We start from the raw sequence: 17781 nt of genomic DNA on the forward strand, positions 1-17781 counted from the left end.
CGTCACTCCGGCACCGCGGCATCCAGCAACGGCCGGGGCGAGACGGATTGCGGGCCGGTGAAGGGCCGGTCATAGGCGGCCACGGTGAACAGGATGGTGCCCATGCAGAGCGCCGTCAGCGCCAGGGCGACTCCCCGGCCCCGCGCCGCCAGGCTGAGCGGCAGCAGCGTCAGGAACAGGCTCCCCATCACCAGCACCGCCAACCACTTGAGGGGGCTGGTGTGTTCCCAGGCCAGGATCAGCCGGTGGTCGCGGTCCTCCGTGATGGAGTCCACCGCGTGCAGGGCACGGAGCTGGTCGGAGGAGGATGGCAGGGCCCGCACCGCGCGGCGGAGCTCGGCGAGGCGCCGCCCGGCGGCCGGATCGGCCGCGCCGCCCGACATGGCCGGCCATTCGGCCCCCACCACCTCCGCCACATAGGCCGAGAGGGCGGCCCAGACCGGCGCGGCCTCATCCGCCGGCAGGACCGTCAGGGCAGTGTTCAGGGATCGCAGGGCCGCGGCTTCCGCCGCCACGGCGCGTCGTGCCGTGCCGGTATCGTCCCAGACATTCGCGGCCAGGAAGGCGGTCACCAGCGAGAAGAGCACGCCGCAGAAACCCACCGGCGGCACCGCCAGCACCATGTCCCTCCCCAGCCGGGCGCGCAGGCCGCGGGCGACCATCGCGCCGGCCAGCGCCAGGAGCAGCGTGGTGCCGAGGCAGAGCGCCGCCATCGCCGGAAGCGGCAGCGAGGTGACGAAAACGATGGGGTCGCGCATGCGGTGGCGCTCCGCGTGTCGGTGGTCCGGCCGGTGTGGCAAGGGTGTCCGCCCGGGTGCCGCCCGGCGCCTAGCCTGCCGGCCCCTCCCGCGACGGGAAACCGCCGCAGCGGGATGAAACCGTGCCCGCAATGGGCCCGGCTCCGCAATGGTGAAAATCCCGGGCGCTTCGCCCCTCCGGGGTTGATGGCGACCCCGGCAAACCGGCCCCCATGGCGGGGCCTCCACGCCGCCGGGGCCGCGCCCGGGCGCATGGGGCTGCGCAGCATGGGCGTGCTGCCGCCTCTCCCGCGTTGACAGGGCCGTGACCGGGGGCTAGGGCCGGCGCCCAACCGGCCGCCGGCCGAACCATCTGAGGAGCCGCGCATGGCGCTCGCCTTCGTCTTCCCCGGTCAGGGCAGCCAGGCCCCCGGCATGGGCCGCGACCTGGCCGCCGCCTTCCCCGCCGCCCGCGAGGTCTTCCAGGAGGTGGACGAGGCGCTGAAGCAGAAGCTCGGCAAGCTGATGTTCGAGGGGCCGGCGGAGGAACTCACCCTCACCGCCAATGCCCAGCCGGCGCTGATGGCGCATTCGGTCGCGGTGCTGCGGGTACTGGAGAAGGAGGGCGGCTTCGACCTGGCCGCCCGGGTGGCGCTGGTCGCCGGGCACAGCCTCGGCGAATACAGCGCGCTGACCGCCGCCCAGGCCTTCGACCTCGCCACCGCGGCCCGGCTGCTGCGGCTGCGCGGCGAGGCGATGCAGCAGGCGACGCCGCCCGGTACCGGCGCCATGGCGGCCCTGCTCGGCGCCGACCTCGCCCAGGCCGAGGCGATCTGCGACACGGCGCGCACCAACCCCGAAACCGGCGAGGCCGAGGTGGTGGAGATCGCCAACGACAATGGCGGCGGCCAGGTGGTGGTCTCCGGCGCCCGCGCGGCGGTGGAGCGCGCGGTGGCGGCGGCCGGCCCGGCCGGGGTGAAGCGCGCCATGCTGCTGCCCGTCTCCGCGCCCTTCCACTGCGCCCTGATGGCGCCGGCCGCCGATGCGATGGCGGAGGCGCTGGCGGCGGCGCGGCTGGCCCCGCCCCTGGTGCCGCTGGTGGCAAATGTCAGCGCCGCCAAGGCCACCGACCCGGCGGAGATCCGCGACCTGCTGGTGCGCCAGGTGACCGCCACGGTGCGTTGGCGCGAATGCGTGGCGGCCATGGCGGCGATGGGCTGCGACCGCTTCGCCGAACTCGGCGCCGGCAAGGTGCTGACCGGGCTGATGAAGCGCAATGCGCCGGAGGCCAGCGCCACCGCGATCGGCACCCCCGCCGATGTCGAGGCTTTCCTGAAGAGCCTCTAGTGTCCTGCCCGCGAAGTTCGCTGGATCACCGGCGAAGGAAGCGGGTTAGCAGGCCACTGGAAACAAAGGCTGGTGGCCTGGGAACGAAGGCCAAAGGGCTTCGGAACCAGGACACTGATCGGCCCGAATCTGAGACCAAGGCATAAGGACAGCGCGCATGTTCCGTCTGGACGGCAAGGTTGCACTCGTCACCGGCGCGACCGGCGGGATCGGTGCCGCCACCGCGCGGGCGCTGCACGCGCAGGGCGCCAGCGTCGCGCTCACCGGCCGCCGCGCGGCGGAGCTGGAGGCGCTGGCGGCCGAACTCGGCGCACGGGTGCTGGTCGCCCCGGCCGACCTCGCCGACCCCGCCGCGCCGGCGGCGCTGGTGGAGCAGGTGGAGGGCGGGCTCGGCAGCCTCGACATCCTGGTGAACAATGCCGGCTTCACCCGCGACATGCTGGCGCTGCGGATGGGCGATGCCGATTGGGCGGCGGTGCTGGAGGTCGACCTCACCGCCCCCTTCCGCCTGGCGCGCGCGGCGCTGCGCGGCATGATGAAGCGGCGCCATGGGCGGATCGTGTCGATCGCCTCCATCGTCGGCGTGACCGGCAATGCCGGCCAGGCGAATTACGCCGCCGCCAAGGCCGGGCTGATCGGCCTGAGCAAGTCGCTCGCGCAGGAGGTGGCGACCCGCGGCGTCACGGTGAACGTGGTGGCCCCGGGCTTCGTGAAGACCGCCATGACCGATGCGCTGGGCGAGGCGCAGCGGGCGAAGCTGCTGGAGCGCATCCCCACGGCGCGCATGGGCGCGCCCGAGGATATCGGCGCCGCGGTGGTCTACCTGGCCAGCGCCGAGGCCGGCTGGGTGACTGGCCAGACCCTGCATGTGAATGGCGGGATGGCGATGTTCTGAGCCATCCGGTCGCCCGGAGGCGCAGCCGGAGGGCGTGAGCCGGCCGGCAGGGTACAAGCCCGGCCGACGGCCTGGCCGCGCCATGACCGGGATGGGGCGCGGTTTTATTGCAGGGCCGCCACGCAACCCCGGCCCGCCGCCGTCCTTTCAAGGGGCAGGAAGGCGAGGCGGAGATGGCGCGGCCAAGGACCAGCGATGCCAAGCCCGGCAGGATGACCGGGGACTGGCCGGAGGCGCCCTGGGCGCTGCTCGGCGCCTGCGCGCTCGCGGCGCCCTGCGCCGTGCTCGCCCAGGGTGGGGATGCCCAAACGGCGGTGCTGGCGGGGCTGGTCTGCCTGGGCAGCCCGGGCGCCGCCATCGAGGCGATGCTCGGCCTGGCGCGGCTGGCGAGCCTGGCCCAGGGGCTCGGCCGTTGAACCCGGACCCGGCCCATGCCCGGGGCGGCGGCGGGGCTTGCCATCGGCGCAAACACCGCCTAGGCCCGCTCCGGGTTCCGTGTTAAGCCCCCGGCCCAACTTAAGGGGGGGCGTCCTTGCGGGCGCCCCGATTCAGGGCGGCCCGAGAGGCGCCGCAAGCATGGAGACTGGCACGCGATGAGCGACACCGCCGAGAAGGTTAAGAAGATCGTGGTCGAGCACCTCGGCGTGGACGAGGCGAAGGTGACCCCGGAGGCGTCCTTCATCGACGACCTCGGCGCCGACAGCCTGGACACGGTCGAGCTGGTGATGGCCTTCGAGGAGGCCTTCGGCGTGGAGATCCCGGACGACGCGGCGGAGAAGATCACCACCGTGAAGGACGCGATCAGCTACATCGAAGGCCAGAAGGCGGCCTGAGCCGCTGGCCCGCATATCCCTGGCATAAAGACGGAAGAGGCAGAGCGTGTTCGCATACGGTGCAGCGCCGCGGCGGGTTGTCGTCACCGGCATGGGCATCGCCTGCCCGCTCGGCCTGGGCGTCGAGCATGTCTGGAAGCGCCTGCTGGCGGGCGATAGCGGCATTTCCGCGATCCAGCTCTTCGACACCAAGGACCTGACGGCGAAGATCGCCGGCCAGGTTCCGCAGGGTTCCAAGGCCGAGGGCAAGCTCGACTTGGCCGAGTGGATCCCGGTCAAGGACCAGAAGAAGATGGACCGGTTCATCCAGCTGGCCCTCGTCGCCGCCACCGAGGCGGTGGAGGATTCGGGCTGGCTGCCGGAAACGGAGGAGGACCGCGCCGCCAGCGGCGTGATGATCGGCTCCGGCATCGGCGGGCTGCAGACGATCTATGAGGCGTCGCAGCTGGTCGCCTCCGGCAGGGCGCGCCGGCTTTCCCCCTTCTTCATCCCGAGCGCGCTGATCAACCTGGCCTCCGGCCATGTCTCCATCAAATACGGGCTGAAGGGGCCGAACCATTCGGCCGTGACGGCCTGCGCCACCGGCGTGCATGCGCTGGGGGATGCCTCGCGTCTCATTGCCCTGGGCGATGCCGATGTGATGGTGGCGGGCGGCGCCGAGGCGGCGGTGAGCGAGATCGGCATGGCCGGCTTCTGCGCCTCCCGCGCGCTCTCCACCGGCTACAACGACACGCCCACCGAAGCCTCCCGCCCCTGGGACGAGGGCCGCGACGGCTTCGTCATGGGCGAGGGCGCCGGCGTGGTGGTGCTCGAGGAACTGGAGCACGCGAAGAAGCGCGGCGCGAAGATCTATGCCGAGGTCATCGGCTACGGCATGTCGGGCGATGCCTATCACATCACCGCCCCCTCCGAGACCGGCGACGGCGCCTTCCGCTCCATGCGGGCGGCGCTGAAAAGCGCCGGGGTGACGCCGGAGCAGGTGCAGTATGTGAATGCGCACGGCACTTCGACCCCGCTCGGCGATGATCTGGAACTGGGCGCGGTGGAGCGGCTCTGGGGCGATGCCGGCAAGGGCCTGGCGATGTCCTCGACCAAATCCGCCATCGGCCACCTGCTCGGCGCGGCGGGCGCGGTGGAGGGGATCTTCTCGATCTTGGCGATCCGCGACAAGGTGGCGCCGCCGACCCTGAATCTCGAGAAGGTCTCGCGGGAAAGCCCGATCGACCGTGTCGCCAAGGCGGCGCAGGAACGGCCGGTCGAGGTGGCGCTGTCGAACAGCTTCGGCTTCGGCGGCACCAATGCCAGCATCGTCTTCCGCGCGGCGCCTTGATACCGCCCGATCGGCGGAGGGCCGCAAGGCCCGAAGCCGTGAATCGGCCGGCCTGCATACCGCCCGATCGGCGGAGGGCCGCAAGGCCCGAAGCCGTGAATCGGTCGGCCTGCATACCGCCCGATCGGCGGAGGGCCGCACGGCCCGAAGCCGTGAATCGGCCGGCCTGCATACCACCCGATCGGCGGAGGGCCGCAAGGCCCGAAGCCGTGAATCGGCCGGCCGCAACCATGCCGTGGCTTGGCGGTGAGGCTTAGGGCGCTTCGCTGGGCCGGCGGTGTGCTCGCCCTGCTGGTGCTGCTGGCAGGGCTCGCCGGCTGGCAGGCCTGGCGCCTGTACTACGCCCCCGGGCCGCTGGCCGCGCCGGCGCAGGTGGTGGTGCCGCGCGGCGGGACCGAGGCCATCGCCGCCGTGCTGATCGACCACGGCGTTCTGCCGGAGGGGCGGGGTTTCGCCCTCGCCGCCTGGGCGACGCGCGGGCGGGGGCCGCTCCGGGCCGGCGAATTCGCCTTTCCGGCCGGCGCTTCCCTCGCCGATGTGCTGGAGATCCTGCGCCAGGCCCGGCCGGTGCAGCGGCGCCTGACCATCCCGGAGGGGCTCACCGCGCGGCAGATCGCCGCCCTGCTGGAACGGGCCGAGGGCCTGACCGGCGAGTTGCCCGCCATCGCCGAGGGCGCCGTCCTGCCGGAAACCTATGCCTACCAATGGGGCGATGCCCGCGCGCCGCTGCTTCGCCGCGCCGAGGCGGCGATGGAGGCGGCGCTGGCCGAGGCCTGGGCAGGGCGGGCCGAGGGCCTGCCGCTGGCCAGCGCGCGGGAGGCGCTGATCCTGGCCAGCATCGTCGAGGAGGAAACCGCGCTGCCGGAGGAGCGGCCGCGCATCGCCGCGGTCTTCCTGAACCGGCTGCGGCGCGGGATGCCGCTGCAATCCGACCCGACCGTGGCCTATGCGGCCTCCGCCGGCGCCGGGCTGGAGCGCGGGCTGACCCGGGCCGATCTCGACCTCGACCATCCCTCCAACACCTACCGCAACCGCGGCCTGCCGCCGGGGCCGATCGCCGCGCCGGGACGCGACGCGCTGCGGGCAGTGACCCGGCCGGCGCGGACGGAGGAGCTGTATTTCGTGGCCGATGGCAGCGGCGGCCACGCCTTCGCCCGGACCCTGGAGGAACACAACCGCAATGTCGCGCGGTGGCGGGAGATCGAGCGGCAGAGGGCCGCCCCGCCGGTGGAGCGGTGAGGCCGGCGAAGCGTCAGGAAAGGCCGAGGCCCATCCGCCCCTAATCGATCGCGTCGCCCACCGCGTGGACCGGCGCGCCGAGCGGCTTGCCGACCACCGGCACGACGGAGATGACATCACCCGTCACCCGGAAGGGCAGCGCGACCAGGCCGCAGCCGGACAGGCACAGACAGACGAGAAGCCACGCGGCAGCGCGCATTGGTAGACCCCCTGAGACGAAGCTGGTGCGCCGGTTCCGGAATCGGCCGGATTTCGGACCGGCATGCACGTGGAAAAATCCCCGATGCCCTGCCGGGGCGGGACATCAGCGCTGCAACGCCCTGCGCGGGTCCCGGTCGCGACGCCGCCGATGATCTCCGCGGTCGGATACCCGCGGGCGCCTGAAGCCTGGCGGGTTCAGACCAACTCGCGATCCGGTCCATCCGCCACGATCAGCCCATCCTCCATCCGCAATTGCCGGCCGCAGCGCCCGGCCAGCAGCGGGTCGTGGGTGATGAGGAGCAGGGTGGTGCCGAGCCGCTCGCGCAGGCCGAACAGCAGGTCCATCACCTGGCCGCCGGTGCCGCGGTCGAGGTTGCCGGTGGGCTCGTCCGCCAGCAGCAGGCGCGGCTCGGCCACGGTGGCGCGGGCCAGTGCCACCCGCTGCTGCTCGCCGCCCGAAAGCTGGCCGGGGTAATGGCCGAGGCGGTGGCCGAGGCCCACGGCGCGCAGGCTCTCCTCGGCCCGGCCGAAGGCATCCCGGCGGCCGGCGAATCCCAGCGGCACCGCCACATTCTCCAGCGCCGTCATGGTGGGGATCAGGTGGAAGGCCTGGAAGACGATGCCGACATGCTGCCGCCGGAAGCGGGCCAGAGCGTCCTCGTCGAGCGCGGCCAGGTCCTGCCCGGCGACATGGAGACGCCCGGCGCTCGGCCGTTCCAGCCCGGCCAGCAGCATCAGCAGCGAGGTCTTGCCGGAACCGGATGGGCCGACCAGCCCCACCGCCTCACCGGCGGCGATGTCGAGGTCGAGGCCGCGGAGGATGTTGACCTCCCCCGCCGCCCCGGCCACCCTGAACCGCAGGTCCCGTGCGGCGATGAGCGTGGTGTTGGATTGGTCGTCAGACAGGGGTCGGGAGTGGCTTGCTATGGCATCCATGGCGCCGAGGGGGTTCCGGGGTGCCTCCCGATGTCGTGCCGAAGGCGCGCGAGGCAAGAGCCAACTGGCCGAAGGCGCGCGAGGCAAGAGGCGGCCGGCCGAAGGCGCAGCGGATCGTGCCCGGGCTGCCGCTGCCGTATCCGGTCCTGGCCGCCGGGCGGTCCTGTCGCTGGCGGCACTCGGCCTCGGCCTGCCGGCGCCAGCCCAGCCCGCGCCTGGCCAGGAGCCGATCCGCCTGATGGTGCTGGGCGACAGCCTGACCGCCGGCTATGGCCTGCCGCCGGGCCAGGGCTTCGTGCCAAGGCTGGAGGCGGCGCTGCGGGCGGAGCGCCGGCCCGGAGACCGACCGGTGCAGGTGCTGGATGCCGGGGTGTCCGGCGATACTTCGGCAGGCGGTCTGGCGCGGCTCGACTGGGCGCTGGCCGACCGGCCGGATGCCGTCCTTGTGGAACTCGGCGGCAATGACGCGCTGCGCGCCCTGCCGCCGCGCGAGCTGCGCGCCAACCTGGCCGCCATCCTGGATCGGCTGGCGGCGCGGAACATCCCGGTGCTGCTGGCGGGGATGCTGGCGCCGCCCAATCTCGGCGCCGCCTATGCCGGCGAATTCGCCGCCGTCTTCGAGAACCTTTCGCGAGAAAGGCCCGAGATGATATTCTACCCTTTCTTCCTGGACGGCGTGGCAGCCGACCCGGCGCTCAACCAGCCGGATGGCATCCACCCCAATGCGCGCGGGGTGGGGGAGGTGGTTCGCCGCATCCTGCCGGCGGTCGAGTCCCTGCTGGAACGCCTGCCGCCCGGACCCGCCGGGTGAGGAGAATCGGCCATGATCCGCCTCTTCGTCGCCCTTGGCCTGCCCGCCACGCTGCGGTCGCAACTGGCCCTGCTGACCGGCGGCATCCCCGGGGCGAAATGGGTGCCGCCGGAGAATTACCACGTCACGCTCCGCTTCATCGGCGAGGTGGAATCCTGGCGGGCGCAGGAGATCGACGATGCGCTGGCCGGCATCCGCGCCCGGCCCTTCGAATTGTCGCTGCGCGGCCTCGGCGTCTTCGAGAAGGGCGGGCGGATCAGCGCGCTCTGGGTCGGCGTCGAGAAGACCGAGCCGCTGGTCTTCCTGCAAGGCAAGATCGAGACGGCGCTGCAGCGCATCGGACTGGAGCCGGAACGCAAGCGCTTCGCCCCGCATGTCACCCTGGCGCGGACCGACCGGGCGGCGCCCGAGAAGCTCATCGCCCATATGCAGGCGCACAACCTGTTCCGCGCGCCGCCGGTTCCGGTGGAGGGCTTCACCCTCTATTCCTCGCGCCTCGGCAAGGAACAGGCGGTCTATGTGGCTGAGGTGGACTACGCGCTGGCCTGAATGGGCAAGGCCACCAGCCTGGCCGCAGCCACCCTCCGGCCCGAAAACCTTCAGGAGAACCCGATGCGATTCCCGCTTTCCCTTGCGGCGGCCACCCTCTGCGCCCTGCCGGCCTCCGCCCATGTCACCCTCGACCCCGCCGCCGCGCCGGCGGGCAGCTATGTCCGCGCCGCGCTGCGCGTGCCGCATGGCTGCGCCGGCGCCGCCACCACGCGGGTCGCGGTCGAGATCCCGGAGGGCATCTTCACGGCCAAGCCCATGCCGCTGCCCGGCTGGCGCCTGACCATCGAGCGCCGCCGCCTGCCCGCCGCCCAGCACACTCCGCATGGCCATGAGGTGGAGGACGAGGTCGCCCGCATCACCTGGGAAGGCGGCCCCCTGCCGGATGAGCAATACGAGGAATTCGTGCTGCTGCTGCAGGCGCCGAACCAGCCCGGCGGCAGCCTGGTCCTGCCGGTGACCCAATCCTGCGAGGGCGGCCGCACCGAGGCCTGGGTCGAGCGCCCGGCGCCCGGCCAATCCGCGCATGACCTCGCCCGCCCGGCCCCCGCCATGCGCCTCACCCCTCGCTGATCCCGGCGGTAGGCTGGGGCGTTTCCCGCCCGTCCCGGCTCGTGGAAGCCCCTCCAGCCGATTGTTCCCGGCCGCGTTTCCTGCCCCCGACCGCAGGCATCCGGCCGGAAGCTGCCCTGAAAGGATCCTCGCCCATGCACCGCCGCCTGCTTCTCGCCGCCCCGCTGCTCCTTGCCTTGGCCGGCCCCGGCCTGGCGCAGGAGGTGCGGGCCGGCGACCTTGCCATCACCGAAGCCTGGAGCCGCGCCGCCGGCCAGGGCGGCACCGGCGCCGGCTATCTCACCATCGGCAACCGCGGCGGCGCGGCGGACCGGCTGCTCTCCGCCAGCAGCCCGGCCGCCCGCAGCGTGGAACTGCACAACCATATCCGGGAAGGCGATGTGATGCGGATGCGCCAGGTTCCGGCTGTCGAGATCCCGGCCGGCGGCTCCGTCACGCTGCGGCCGGGCGGGCTGCACCTGATGCTGATCGGCCTGACCGGGCCGCTGCGCCAGGGCGAGACGGTGCCGGTGGCCCTGACCTTCGAGCGGGCCGGGACGGTGCAGGTGAACCTCGCCATCCAGGCCGCCGGCGCCCGCGGCCCGGCGCATGGCCACTGATTCCGCATACCGGAAGCGTGCCTGCGGCGTGCCACACCGCCCGCTTCGCCCCGGGACGAAGGATCAGTCCACCGTGACGCCGGAGGCGCGCACCACCGGCGCCCATTTCGCGACCTCCGCCGCGATGAAGGCGTCGATTCGGCGGGGCCGAGCGGCGCCGGCTCCGCCCCATAGTCGCGGAAGCGCGTCGCGATCGCCGGGTCGCGCAGCGCCGCCACGATCTCGCCGCCCAGCCGCTCGATCACCGGGCGTGGCGTGCCGGCCGGCGCGGCGATGCCATACCAGGAGGAGACGTCGAAATCCGGCACGCCCTGTTCCTGGAGCGTCGGGATCTCCGGCATGGTGCTGGACCTGGCCGCCGTGCTGACGCCGAGTGCCCGCAGCATGCCGGCCAGCACCTGCTGCCGCGAGGCGGGGGCATTGTCGATCGCGAAGAGCACCTCGCCATTCATCACCGCGGCCATGCTGGGCGCGGTGCCGCGATAGGGCACATGCGTCACCTCCACGCCCATCCGCTGCCCGAACAGCACGCCCGAGAGATGCGAGGAGGTGCCGGATCCGGCGGAGGCGAAATTCGCCTTGGCGGGATTGGCCTTGATGAAGGCCAGCAGCTCCGGGAGGCTGCGCACCGGGCCATCGCCCTTCACGATCAGCACATTGGGCAGGAAGGTCAGGCGCGCCACGCCCGGCAGATCCTTTACCGGATCGAAGCTGAGGCGCCGGTAGAGCGTCGGCCCGATGCCATGCGAGGCGATGTGGTTGATGAAGAAGGTATAGCCATCCGGTGTCGAACGCGCTGCAACCTCCGCCCCCACCATGCCGCCGGCGCCGGGCCGCGGGTCGATGATCGGGGGCTGGCCGAGGCGTTCGCGCAGCCGCTGCTCCATCATCCGCAGGAAGATGTCGGAGGCGCCGCCGGCGGCACCGCCGATGACGAAGCGGAGCGGCCGTTCCGGCCAGGCCCCCTCGGCACCGGCACGCAGCGCGGGCATTCCCAGCAGCGCGCCGGCGCCAGCCAGCAGCGCGCGTCTCTTGGGCGTCATCCCTGTCCTCCGGTGCGGGCCGGGCGCCCGCTTCGGGGGGCAGCCTAGCATTCCGGCCGCCGGCTGCTGCAAGGGGGGCGGATGGACGCCCGCGGATTGACGCCCTTGGGCGACCAGGGCCTAACATCCGGGCGAGAAAAATCAGGACGAAGGACGCGCCATGCGCCAGATGCATATGGTTGGATTTCTGCAGGCGCAGAACTGCACCAACCTCGCCAGTTCCTGGCGCCACCCGGAGAGCCGCACCGACTTCCTGTCGGCCGACTACTACCAGGAGATCGGCCGCATCCTGGAGGCCGGGAAATTCGACCTCGGCTTCTTCGACGACCGGCTCTCCATGCCGGACCGCTTCGGCGGGGACCATGTGCATACGGTGGAGCACGGCATCCGCTGCGTGAAGCTCGACCCCGTGGTGGTGCTGACCATGATGGCGGCGGCGACCAGCCGGCTCGGCCTCGGCTCCACCGCCTCCACCACCTATTTCGAGCCCTTCGACGTGGCGCGGGTCTTCCAGACGCTGGACCTGATGAGCGAGGGCCGTGCCGCCTGGAATGTCGTGACCTCGTTGAACGACGGCGAGGCCGCCAATATGGGCCATGCCGAGATGATGGAGCATGACCGGCGCTACGACCGCGCGGATGAATTCGTGGAGGTCGTGCTCGGCCATTGGGATGGCTGGGAGGATGATGCGCTGATCGTCGACAAGGCCAGCGGCCGGTTCGGCGATGGCAGCAAGGTGCATCGGCTGGACTACAAGGGCCGGTTCCTGCATTCCCGTGGCCCCTTCACCGTGCCGCGCTCGCCCCAGGGGCATCCGGTGGTGATCCAGGCCGGCAGCAGCGGCCGCGGCAAGCGCTTCTCGGCGCGCTGGGCGGAACTGGTCTTCGTTGCCTATCACGACATCGCCTCCGGCAAGCGCGACTACGACGAGTTCAAGGCGATGGTGGCGGCGGAGGGCCGCGATCCGGACCAGGTGAAGGTCGCCACGCTCTGCAACCCCATCGTCGCGGCCACCAAGGCCGAGGCCGAGGACCGCGCGGCGCTGATCGCCAGCCTGCCGCTCGAGATCGACGCGCTCTCGCTGCTCTCGGAGGCGCTGAATTTCGACTTCGCCAGCAAGGGCATGGACGAACCCTTCACCGACGCGGAACTGGCCGGCATCCAGGGATTGCAGGCAATCCGCGACCGGGTGGTGAAGGCCACCGGCAAGCGGAACCCGACGGTGCGCGACTTCATCACCGGCAGCGGCCGCGGCCGGCCGCGCATGGACATGGTCGGCGGCCCGAAGGAGGTGGCGGACAGGCTGGAGGAATGGTTCACCGCCGGCGCCTGCGACGGCTTCGTCATCTCCGCCACGCATGTGCCGGGCAGCTATGCGGAATTCGTGCAATTCGTGGTGCCGGAATTGCAGCGGCGCGGGCTCTATCGGAACGACTACACGGGGGCGACCTTGCGTGACCATCTCGGCCTGAAGCGGCCGGCACGTGGCGATTGGCGGCCGCGCCTGGCGGCGGAGTAGCGCGACGGGGGCGCATCACAAGCTCCGGCGCGCTTCGACCGAATCCGTCAGCCGCCGTTACACCCCGGGCAACCCACCGGGTGAGCCACGCCCTCGTTTTCGCTTGGGCGAGGCGCTTGCCCATGGGGTGCGCAACCCCCGGATCGTCCGGCAACAACGGGAGAAAGCGATGTTCGATGCGACGAAGCTGCTGGGCGCGCTGATGCAGCATCGCTCCGCGCCCTCCGCCGGCAGCCGGCTGGATGCGGCGGCCCAGCGGGGCGCTGGCGGCGGTCTTGGTGACCTGCTGTCGCAGTTCGGTGGCGGGCAAGGCGGGGGCGGCCTTGGCAGTCTGCTCGGTGGCTTGATGGGCGGCGGCGCGGGTGGTGGCCAGGGCGGCACGCTCGGCGGGCTGGCGGAGATGGCCAAACGGGCCGTGAACGCGCCGGGCCAGGAACTCCAGCGCAACAACCCGGCCGCGGTCGGCGGCCTCGGGGCGCTGGCGGGGGCGCTGCTCGGTGGCGGCCGGGGCGCCGTGGGTGGCGGGCTGATGGCGGTGCTCGGCAGCCTGGCCTACTCGGCCTTGCAGGGCCAGAATCAGGGGGGCGACCGCCACGGCGGCAGCCCTGCCCGGCTATGACGATCCCGCCGAGGTGCAGCGCAAGGCGCTGCTGATGTTGCGGGCCATGATCCAGGCCGCCAAGTCCGATGGCCAGATCGACGCGCGGGAGATGGAGCGGATCACCTCCAGGCTCGACGAGGCCGGCGAGGACCGCGAGGCGCGCGACTTCGTGCTGCAGCAATTGCGTGGCCCAGTGGACATCGATGCCCTGGCCCGCGACGTGACATCGCAGCAGGACGCGGCGGAGGTCTATGCCGCCTCCTTCATGGCGATCGAGGTGGATACCGATGCCGAGCGCGACTACCTGGCGCGGCTGGCCACGGCGCTCAACCTGCCGCGGGAGGCGGTGGAGCGCATCCACGCCTCGCTCAACGTCCCGGCCTGAGCAGGCGCCGCGCCATCACATGTCGATGGCGTCGGCATCCCGCGTGTGCCCGCTGCCGCGCCGCGTACAGAACCCGTAGAGGCGCGGCCCCGCCAGCGCCAGCAGCGCCAGCAGCAGGATCACCAGGGAGATCGGCCGCGTCACGAAGGTGGTCCAGTCGCCCTGGCTGATGGTCAGCGCCTGGCGCATCGCCTGCTCCGCCATCGGCCCGAGGATCATGCCGATGACGACAGGCGCGGTGGGGAAGTCGAAGCGGCGCATGAACATGGCGATGATGCCGATGCCATAGAGCAGCACCAGATCGGTGACGGAATTGCTGATGCCATAGGTGCCGATGGTCGCGAAGACCAGGATTCCGGCATAGAGTTGCGGCTGCGGGATCTTCAGGATGCGCGCCCAGAGCCCCACCAGCGGCAGGTTCAGCACCACCAGCATGATGTTCGCGACATAGAGGCTGGCGATCAGCGTCCAGACCAGGTCCGCCTGCTGCTGGAACAGCAGCGGCCCGGGATTGATGCCGTAGCTCTGGAAGGCGCTCAGCATGATCGCCGCCGTGGCACTGGTGGGCAGCCCGAGCGTCAGCATCGGCACCAGCACGCCGGCGGCGGCGGCGTTGTTGGCAGCCTCCGGCCCTGCCACGCCCTCGATCGCGCCGGTGGTGCCGAACTCCTTCGCGTATTCGGGCTTCACCAGTTTCCGCTCGGCGTAATAGCTCAGCATGGTCGGCATCTCGGTGCCGCCGGCCGGCAACACGCCGAAGGGGAAGCCGAGCAGCGCGCCGCGGAACCACGGCCCGATGCTCCGCTTCAGGTCGGAGCGCGAGAGCATGATCCGCCCGACCGGCCGCACCTCCTGGCTGCCCTCCACATACCGCCAGGCGAGGTAGAGCGTCTCCCCCACCGCAAACAGCGCCACCGCCACCAGCACGACATTCACGCCGTCCAGCAGTTCCGGGATGCCGAAGGTGAGGCGCGGCTGGCCCGTTTGCAGATCGATGCCGATCAGCCCGAGCAGCAGCCCGAAGAATAGCGAGGCGAGGCCGCGCAATGCGGAGCCGCCGAGCACCGCGGATACCGTCACGAAGCACAGCAGCATCAGGGAGAAATACTCGGCCGGGCCGAGATGCAGCGCCAGTTCCACCACGATCGGCCCGAGGAAGCTGATCCCCAGCGTGCCGATGGTGCCGGCGACGAAGCTGCCGATGGCGGCGGTGGCCAGCGCCGGCCCGGCCCTTCCGTTCCGCGCCATCTTGGCGCCTTCCAGCGCGGTGATGATGGAGCCACTCTCGCCCGGCGTGTTCAGCAGGATGGAGGTGGTGGAGCCGCCATACATGGCGCCGTAGAAGACGCCGCAGAACAGGATGAAGGCGCCCGTCGCATTCACCTGGAAGGTGATGGGCAGCAGCAGCGCGATGGTCAGCGCCGGCCCGATCCCCGGCAGCACGCCCACCGCGGTGCCGAGGAAGCAGCCGAGCAGCGCCCAGCCGAGATTGGTGACGCTCAGCGCATTGGCGAAGCCCAGCGAGAGGCCGGCGATCGGGTCCATGCTCAGGCTCCTGGCGCGGCGAGGGGGATGGGTTGGGCCTGCATCACGGAACCTCCCGCCCCAATGCCCGCAGCACCAGCCCCTCCAGCACGCCGGCGCCGATATTCACGCCCAGCACCTCGACGAAGCCGAACCACACCACGAGCGTCAGCACCAGCGCCAGCACCAGGTCGCGCAGGAAGCGGCGGGAGCCGAAAGCTGCCGCCACCAGCACGAATTGCGCCGTCGCCGCGACGGAGAAGCCGAGCGGCCCGATCAGCGCCAGGTTTGCCACCAGCCCCGCCCCCAGCAGGGTCAGCGCCCGCCAGTTGGTGGGGGGCGCATCCTGCATCTCCTCCAACTCGTGCGACCAGCCGCCACGCAGCGCCACATAGACCAGCCCGGCACCCAGCAGCAGCATGCCGCCCGCCACCACATAGGGCACTGCCCTCGGCCCGACCTGCGCGTAGATCGGCGAGACCGGGATCACCATGGCCTGCCACAGCGCCAGCCCGCCGAGGGCCAGGACGAAGAGCCCGACCATCAGGTCGGGCCAGAGCGAGGGCTCGCGCCGCGGCAGGGTGATGCTCATGCCAGTCCCAGTTCCTTCAGCACGGTCGCGGTCTGCGCCCGGTCGCGTTCCAGGAAAGCCTCGAAATCGGCGCCGGTCAGGAAGGCGTCGTCCCAGCCGCGCTCCGCCAGCAGGGTGCGCCAGGCGGGCAGGGCGTGCAGCTCCGTCATCAGTGCCGCCAGCGCCGCGCGCGCCTCGGGCCTGATGCCGGGGGCGGCGAGGACGCCGCGCCAATTGGTGGCGACGACATCGATGCCCGCCTCCCGCAGGCTCGGCACCGCCGGGTCCAGCCGGCGCTCGCCGGTGGTGGCCAGGGCGCGCACGCGGCCGCTCCGCACCTGTTCGGCGAATTCGCCCCAGCCGGAGATGGCGGCCTGCACCTGGCTCCCCAGCACCGCCGCCTGGGAGGGGCCGCCGCCGGGGAAGGCGACGAAGCGCGCCTCCGCCGCCCGCCGTCCCAGCGCCCGCAGCATCAGGCCGAGGATGATGTGGTCGAGCGTCCCGCCCCCCGCCCCGGCCACGGCGACGCTGCCAGGATCGGTCCGCAGCGCCGCAGCAAGCTGGCCGATGTCGCGGAAGGGGCTGTCCGCCGGCACCACAACCACGCCGGCCTCCCCGGTCAGCCGCGCCACCGGCGGCAGGTCCTGCGGCCCGAGGGGCGAGCGGTTGATGAGCGAGGCCCCCACCATGGCGGTGCCGGCGACGATCAGGCTGTCCGCCCGGCCGCGGCGCGTGGCGACGAAGCGCGGCAGCCCGACCGTGCCGCCGGCGCCGGCCAGGTTCTCGAACTGCACCCGCCCGACCAGGCCGGCCGGCCGCGCCACCTGCTCGATGGCGCGGCCCAGCGCGTCCCAGCCGCCGCCCGGATTGGCCGGAATGAACAGGAAGAGCGAGGCGAGCCGCGGTTCCGCCCGCGCCGCCCCGGCGACCGCCGCCGCCAGCGCAGCCACTGTGGCGGGCAGCCCGCGCCGCGCGAGCATGCCGCGCGTCACGCCAGCCCGACCTCCTTCAGCACCGCCTCGGTCTGCTCCCGGTCGCGCTGGAGGAACGCCGCGAAGTCGTCGCCGGTCAGGAAGGCGTCCTGCCAGTCCCGCGTCTTCAGCATCTCCTGCCAGGCGGGCAGGGCGTGGATCTCGGTCATCAGCGCGATCAGCTTCTCCCGCGCATCGGGACGGATGCCCGGGGGGGCGAAGACGCCGCGCCAATTGGTGACGACCACATCCACCCCGCTCTCCTTGAGCGTCGGGATGGCCGGGTCGGTCCGCTCGGCACCGGTGGTGGCGAGCGCCCGCATCCGGCCGGCCTTGATCTGCTCGGCGAATTCCGAGAACCCGGAGATGCCGGCCTTGACCTGCGCGCCGAGGATCGCCGCCTGGGCCGGGCCGCCGCCGGCGAAGGCCACATAGGATCCGTCCTTCGCCGAATGGCCGAGGGATTTCAGGATCAGCCCGAGGGTGATGTGGTCGGTGCCGCCGGCCGAGCCGCCCGCCACCGAGACGCCGCCCGGATTGGCCCGCAACGCGTCGAGAAAGCCCTTGAGGTCCTGGATCTCGGAATTGGCGGGCACGACGATGACGCCCACCTCCTCGGTCATGCGCGCCACCGGCGTCACGTCCTTCATCCCGACCGGGGTCTTGTTGGTCAGCGTCGCGCCGACCATGACGCTGCCGGCCACCATCAGGCTGTCGCCGCGGCCGCGGCGCTGGCCGACGAAGCGCGGCAGGCCGACGCTGCCGCCGGCGCCGCCGACATTCTCGAACTGGAATGTCCCCACCAGCCCGGCCTGCCGCGCCACCTGCTCGATGGCGCGCCCGAGGCCATCCCAGCCGCCGCCCGGCCCGGCCGGGATGAACATGTAGAGGCTGGGCAGGCGCGGCTGCGCCCCGGCCCGGCCCGGCGGCAAGGTGGCGGCGAGCCCCGTGGCGGCCAGCAGCAGATGACGGCGATCCAGCATGGCGTTCTCCCCGGGGCCCTGCCCCAAGTCTTTCGGCGAACCTCTCGCGCCCGGCGCGGCGACGACCCCGGGCATGCGAGACCTGGCCCGAACCAGGGAAGACTGCTTAGGCGGAACCAGGCACGGCATCAACG

General features: G+C 72.2%; 20 protein-coding genes and 1 pseudogene. 13 read left to right on the plus strand and 8 right to left on the minus strand.

Annotation, left to right across the window (positions count from 1 at the left end; genetic code table 11):
- Positions 1 to 2 precede the first annotated feature (2 nt).
- Positions 3 to 758 carry a DUF4239 domain-containing protein gene (locus KSF81_RS07290; protein WP_217378414.1) on the minus strand — a complete coding sequence of 252 codons (756 nt, stop codon included), beginning with the start codon at positions 756 to 758 and terminating at the stop codon, positions 3 to 5.
- Between the two features lie 366 nt (positions 759 to 1124).
- Between KSF81_RS07290 and fabD the strand changes: the two genes are divergently transcribed.
- The 6 genes from fabD to mltG all read left to right on the plus strand — a co-directional run bounded on the left by fabD (position 1125) and on the right by mltG (position 6381).
- On the plus strand, positions 1125 to 2084 hold the full coding sequence (fabD, locus tag KSF81_RS07295) for an ACP S-malonyltransferase (protein WP_217378415.1): 960 nt from the start codon (positions 1125 to 1127) through the stop codon (positions 2082 to 2084).
- Between the two features lie 157 nt (positions 2085 to 2241).
- Complete coding sequence (gene fabG / locus KSF81_RS07300) at positions 2242 to 2979, plus strand: 3-oxoacyl-ACP reductase FabG (RefSeq protein ID WP_217378416.1); 738 nt, start codon at positions 2242 to 2244, stop codon at positions 2977 to 2979.
- 173 nt (positions 2980 to 3152) lie between these two features.
- Positions 3153 to 3395: a hypothetical protein gene (locus KSF81_RS07305; RefSeq protein ID WP_217378417.1), complete on the plus strand. Its 243-nt coding sequence runs from the start codon at positions 3153 to 3155 to the stop codon at positions 3393 to 3395.
- Positions 3396 to 3572: 177 nt separating this feature from the next.
- Positions 3573 to 3812, plus strand: coding sequence for an acyl carrier protein (locus tag KSF81_RS07310; RefSeq protein ID WP_217378418.1), 240 nt, complete (start codon positions 3573 to 3575; stop codon positions 3810 to 3812).
- A 46-nt stretch (positions 3813 to 3858) separates the two neighbouring features.
- Positions 3859 to 5142, plus strand: coding sequence for a beta-ketoacyl-ACP synthase II (fabF, locus tag KSF81_RS07315; protein ID WP_309139495.1), 1284 nt, complete (start codon positions 3859 to 3861; stop codon positions 5140 to 5142).
- Positions 5143 to 5388: 246 nt separating this feature from the next.
- Positions 5389 to 6381 (plus strand): endolytic transglycosylase MltG, encoded by a 993-nt coding sequence (mltG, locus tag KSF81_RS07320; protein ID WP_217381599.1) that lies wholly within the window; start codon positions 5389 to 5391, stop codon positions 6379 to 6381.
- Between the two features lie 40 nt (positions 6382 to 6421).
- Here the strand turns inward: mltG and KSF81_RS07325 are convergent, their stop codons facing one another.
- Positions 6422 to 6580, minus strand: coding sequence for a DUF6726 family protein (locus KSF81_RS07325; protein WP_217378419.1), 159 nt, complete (start codon positions 6578 to 6580; stop codon positions 6422 to 6424).
- A 197-nt stretch (positions 6581 to 6777) separates the two neighbouring features.
- The gene (locus tag KSF81_RS07330) at positions 6778 to 7518 is read right to left on the minus strand and encodes an ABC transporter ATP-binding protein (RefSeq protein ID WP_217378420.1); all 741 of its coding nucleotides are present in this window, start codon (positions 7516 to 7518) and stop codon (positions 6778 to 6780) included.
- A 238-nt stretch (positions 7519 to 7756) separates the two neighbouring features.
- Here KSF81_RS07330 and KSF81_RS07335 point away from each other — a divergent pair, with 238 nt between their 5' ends.
- The 4 genes from KSF81_RS07335 (at position 7757) to KSF81_RS07350 (ending at position 10050) form a co-directional block, all read left to right on the plus strand.
- The gene (locus KSF81_RS07335; RefSeq protein ID WP_254453405.1) at positions 7757 to 8329 is read left to right on the plus strand and encodes an arylesterase; all 573 of its coding nucleotides are present in this window, start codon (positions 7757 to 7759) and stop codon (positions 8327 to 8329) included.
- 12 nt (positions 8330 to 8341) lie between these two features.
- Entirely contained in the window at positions 8342 to 8878 is a 537-nt protein-coding gene (gene thpR, locus KSF81_RS07340) for an RNA 2',3'-cyclic phosphodiesterase (protein WP_217378422.1), read from the plus strand.
- 63 nt (positions 8879 to 8941) lie between these two features.
- A complete protein-coding gene (locus KSF81_RS07345) occupies positions 8942 to 9451 on the plus strand; it encodes a YcnI family protein (RefSeq protein ID WP_217378423.1) in 510 nt (169 codons plus the stop codon).
- Between the two features lie 134 nt (positions 9452 to 9585).
- Entirely contained in the window at positions 9586 to 10050 is a 465-nt protein-coding gene (locus tag KSF81_RS07350; RefSeq protein ID WP_217378424.1) for a copper chaperone PCu(A)C, read from the plus strand.
- A gap of 170 nt (positions 10051 to 10220) precedes the next feature.
- Here the strand turns inward: KSF81_RS07350 and KSF81_RS29235 are convergent.
- Positions 10221 to 11144, minus strand: a pseudogene (locus KSF81_RS29235) (Bug family tripartite tricarboxylate transporter substrate binding protein); the annotation flags it as partial.
- Between the two features lie 109 nt (positions 11145 to 11253).
- Between KSF81_RS29235 and KSF81_RS07355 the strand changes: the two are divergent.
- The 3 genes from KSF81_RS07355 (at position 11254) to KSF81_RS07365 (ending at position 13598) form a co-directional block, all read left to right on the plus strand.
- Positions 11254 to 12612 carry an LLM class flavin-dependent oxidoreductase gene (locus KSF81_RS07355; RefSeq protein ID WP_217378425.1) on the plus strand — a complete coding sequence of 453 codons (1359 nt, stop codon included), beginning with the start codon at positions 11254 to 11256 and terminating at the stop codon, positions 12610 to 12612.
- A gap of 169 nt (positions 12613 to 12781) precedes the next feature.
- Positions 12782 to 13231, plus strand: a complete 450-nt coding sequence (locus KSF81_RS07360; RefSeq protein WP_217378426.1) for a hypothetical protein — start codon at positions 12782 to 12784, stop codon at positions 13229 to 13231.
- A 13-nt stretch (positions 13232 to 13244) separates the two neighbouring features.
- On the plus strand, positions 13245 to 13598 hold the full coding sequence (locus KSF81_RS07365) for a tellurite resistance TerB family protein (RefSeq protein WP_217378427.1): 354 nt from the start codon (positions 13245 to 13247) through the stop codon (positions 13596 to 13598).
- 15 nt (positions 13599 to 13613) lie between these two features.
- Here the strand turns inward: KSF81_RS07365 and KSF81_RS07370 are convergent, their stop codons facing one another.
- From KSF81_RS07370 to KSF81_RS07385, 4 genes are read right to left on the minus strand one after another with little or no spacing between them, the layout of a single operon-like run.
- The gene (locus KSF81_RS07370; protein ID WP_217378428.1) at positions 13614 to 15143 is read right to left on the minus strand and encodes a tripartite tricarboxylate transporter permease; all 1530 of its coding nucleotides are present in this window, start codon (positions 15141 to 15143) and stop codon (positions 13614 to 13616) included.
- A 43-nt stretch (positions 15144 to 15186) separates the two neighbouring features.
- Complete coding sequence (locus tag KSF81_RS07375) at positions 15187 to 15714, minus strand: tripartite tricarboxylate transporter TctB family protein (protein ID WP_217378429.1); 528 nt, start codon at positions 15712 to 15714, stop codon at positions 15187 to 15189.
- A complete protein-coding gene (locus tag KSF81_RS07380) occupies positions 15711 to 16685 on the minus strand; it encodes a tripartite tricarboxylate transporter substrate binding protein (protein ID WP_309139496.1) in 975 nt (324 codons plus the stop codon). Before KSF81_RS07380 ends, KSF81_RS07375 begins: the two co-directional genes overlap by 4 nt.
- Positions 16682 to 17647 carry a tripartite tricarboxylate transporter substrate binding protein gene (locus tag KSF81_RS07385; protein WP_217378430.1) on the minus strand — a complete coding sequence of 322 codons (966 nt, stop codon included), beginning with the start codon at positions 17645 to 17647 and terminating at the stop codon, positions 16682 to 16684. The genes KSF81_RS07380 and KSF81_RS07385 overlap by 4 nt, the downstream gene beginning before the upstream one ends.
- Between the last annotated feature and the right edge of the window lie 134 nt (positions 17648 to 17781).

It is taken from the genome of Siccirubricoccus sp. G192 (genome assembly GCF_019084075.1).
GTDB lineage: Bacteria > Pseudomonadota > Alphaproteobacteria > Acetobacterales > Acetobacteraceae > G192.

Coding starts and splice junctions, on each gene's coding strand:
- KSF81_RS07325 (WP_217378419.1), bottom strand. CDS start 6,580: ATGCGCGCTGCCGCGTGGCTTCTCGTCTGTCTGTGCCTGTCCGGCTGC.
- KSF81_RS07290 (WP_217378414.1), bottom strand. CDS start 758: ATGCGCGACCCCATCGTTTTCGTCACCTCGCTGCCGCTTCCGGCGATG.
- KSF81_RS07385 (WP_217378430.1), bottom strand. CDS start 17,647: ATGCTGGATCGCCGTCATCTGCTGCTGGCCGCCACGGGGCTCGCCGCC.
- KSF81_RS07330 (WP_217378420.1), bottom strand. CDS start 7,518: ATGGATGCCATAGCAAGCCACTCCCGACCCCTGTCTGACGACCAATCC.
- KSF81_RS07360 (WP_217378426.1), top strand. CDS start 12,782: ATGTTCGATGCGACGAAGCTGCTGGGCGCGCTGATGCAGCATCGCTCC.
- KSF81_RS07375 (WP_217378429.1), bottom strand. CDS start 15,714: ATGAGCATCACCCTGCCGCGGCGCGAGCCCTCGCTCTGGCCCGACCTG.
- KSF81_RS07310 (WP_217378418.1), top strand. CDS start 3,573: ATGAGCGACACCGCCGAGAAGGTTAAGAAGATCGTGGTCGAGCACCTC.
- KSF81_RS07345 (WP_217378423.1), top strand. CDS start 8,942: ATGCGATTCCCGCTTTCCCTTGCGGCGGCCACCCTCTGCGCCCTGCCG.
- KSF81_RS07335 (WP_254453405.1), top strand. CDS start 7,757: ATGGTGCTGGGCGACAGCCTGACCGCCGGCTATGGCCTGCCGCCGGGC.
- fabG (WP_217378416.1), top strand. CDS start 2,242: ATGTTCCGTCTGGACGGCAAGGTTGCACTCGTCACCGGCGCGACCGGC.
- thpR (WP_217378422.1), top strand. CDS start 8,342: ATGATCCGCCTCTTCGTCGCCCTTGGCCTGCCCGCCACGCTGCGGTCG.
- KSF81_RS07350 (WP_217378424.1), top strand. CDS start 9,586: ATGCACCGCCGCCTGCTTCTCGCCGCCCCGCTGCTCCTTGCCTTGGCC.
- fabD (WP_217378415.1), top strand. CDS start 1,125: ATGGCGCTCGCCTTCGTCTTCCCCGGTCAGGGCAGCCAGGCCCCCGGC.
- KSF81_RS07355 (WP_217378425.1), top strand. CDS start 11,254: ATGCGCCAGATGCATATGGTTGGATTTCTGCAGGCGCAGAACTGCACC.
- KSF81_RS07370 (WP_217378428.1), bottom strand. CDS start 15,143: ATGGACCCGATCGCCGGCCTCTCGCTGGGCTTCGCCAATGCGCTGAGC.
- KSF81_RS07305 (WP_217378417.1), top strand. CDS start 3,153: ATGGCGCGGCCAAGGACCAGCGATGCCAAGCCCGGCAGGATGACCGGG.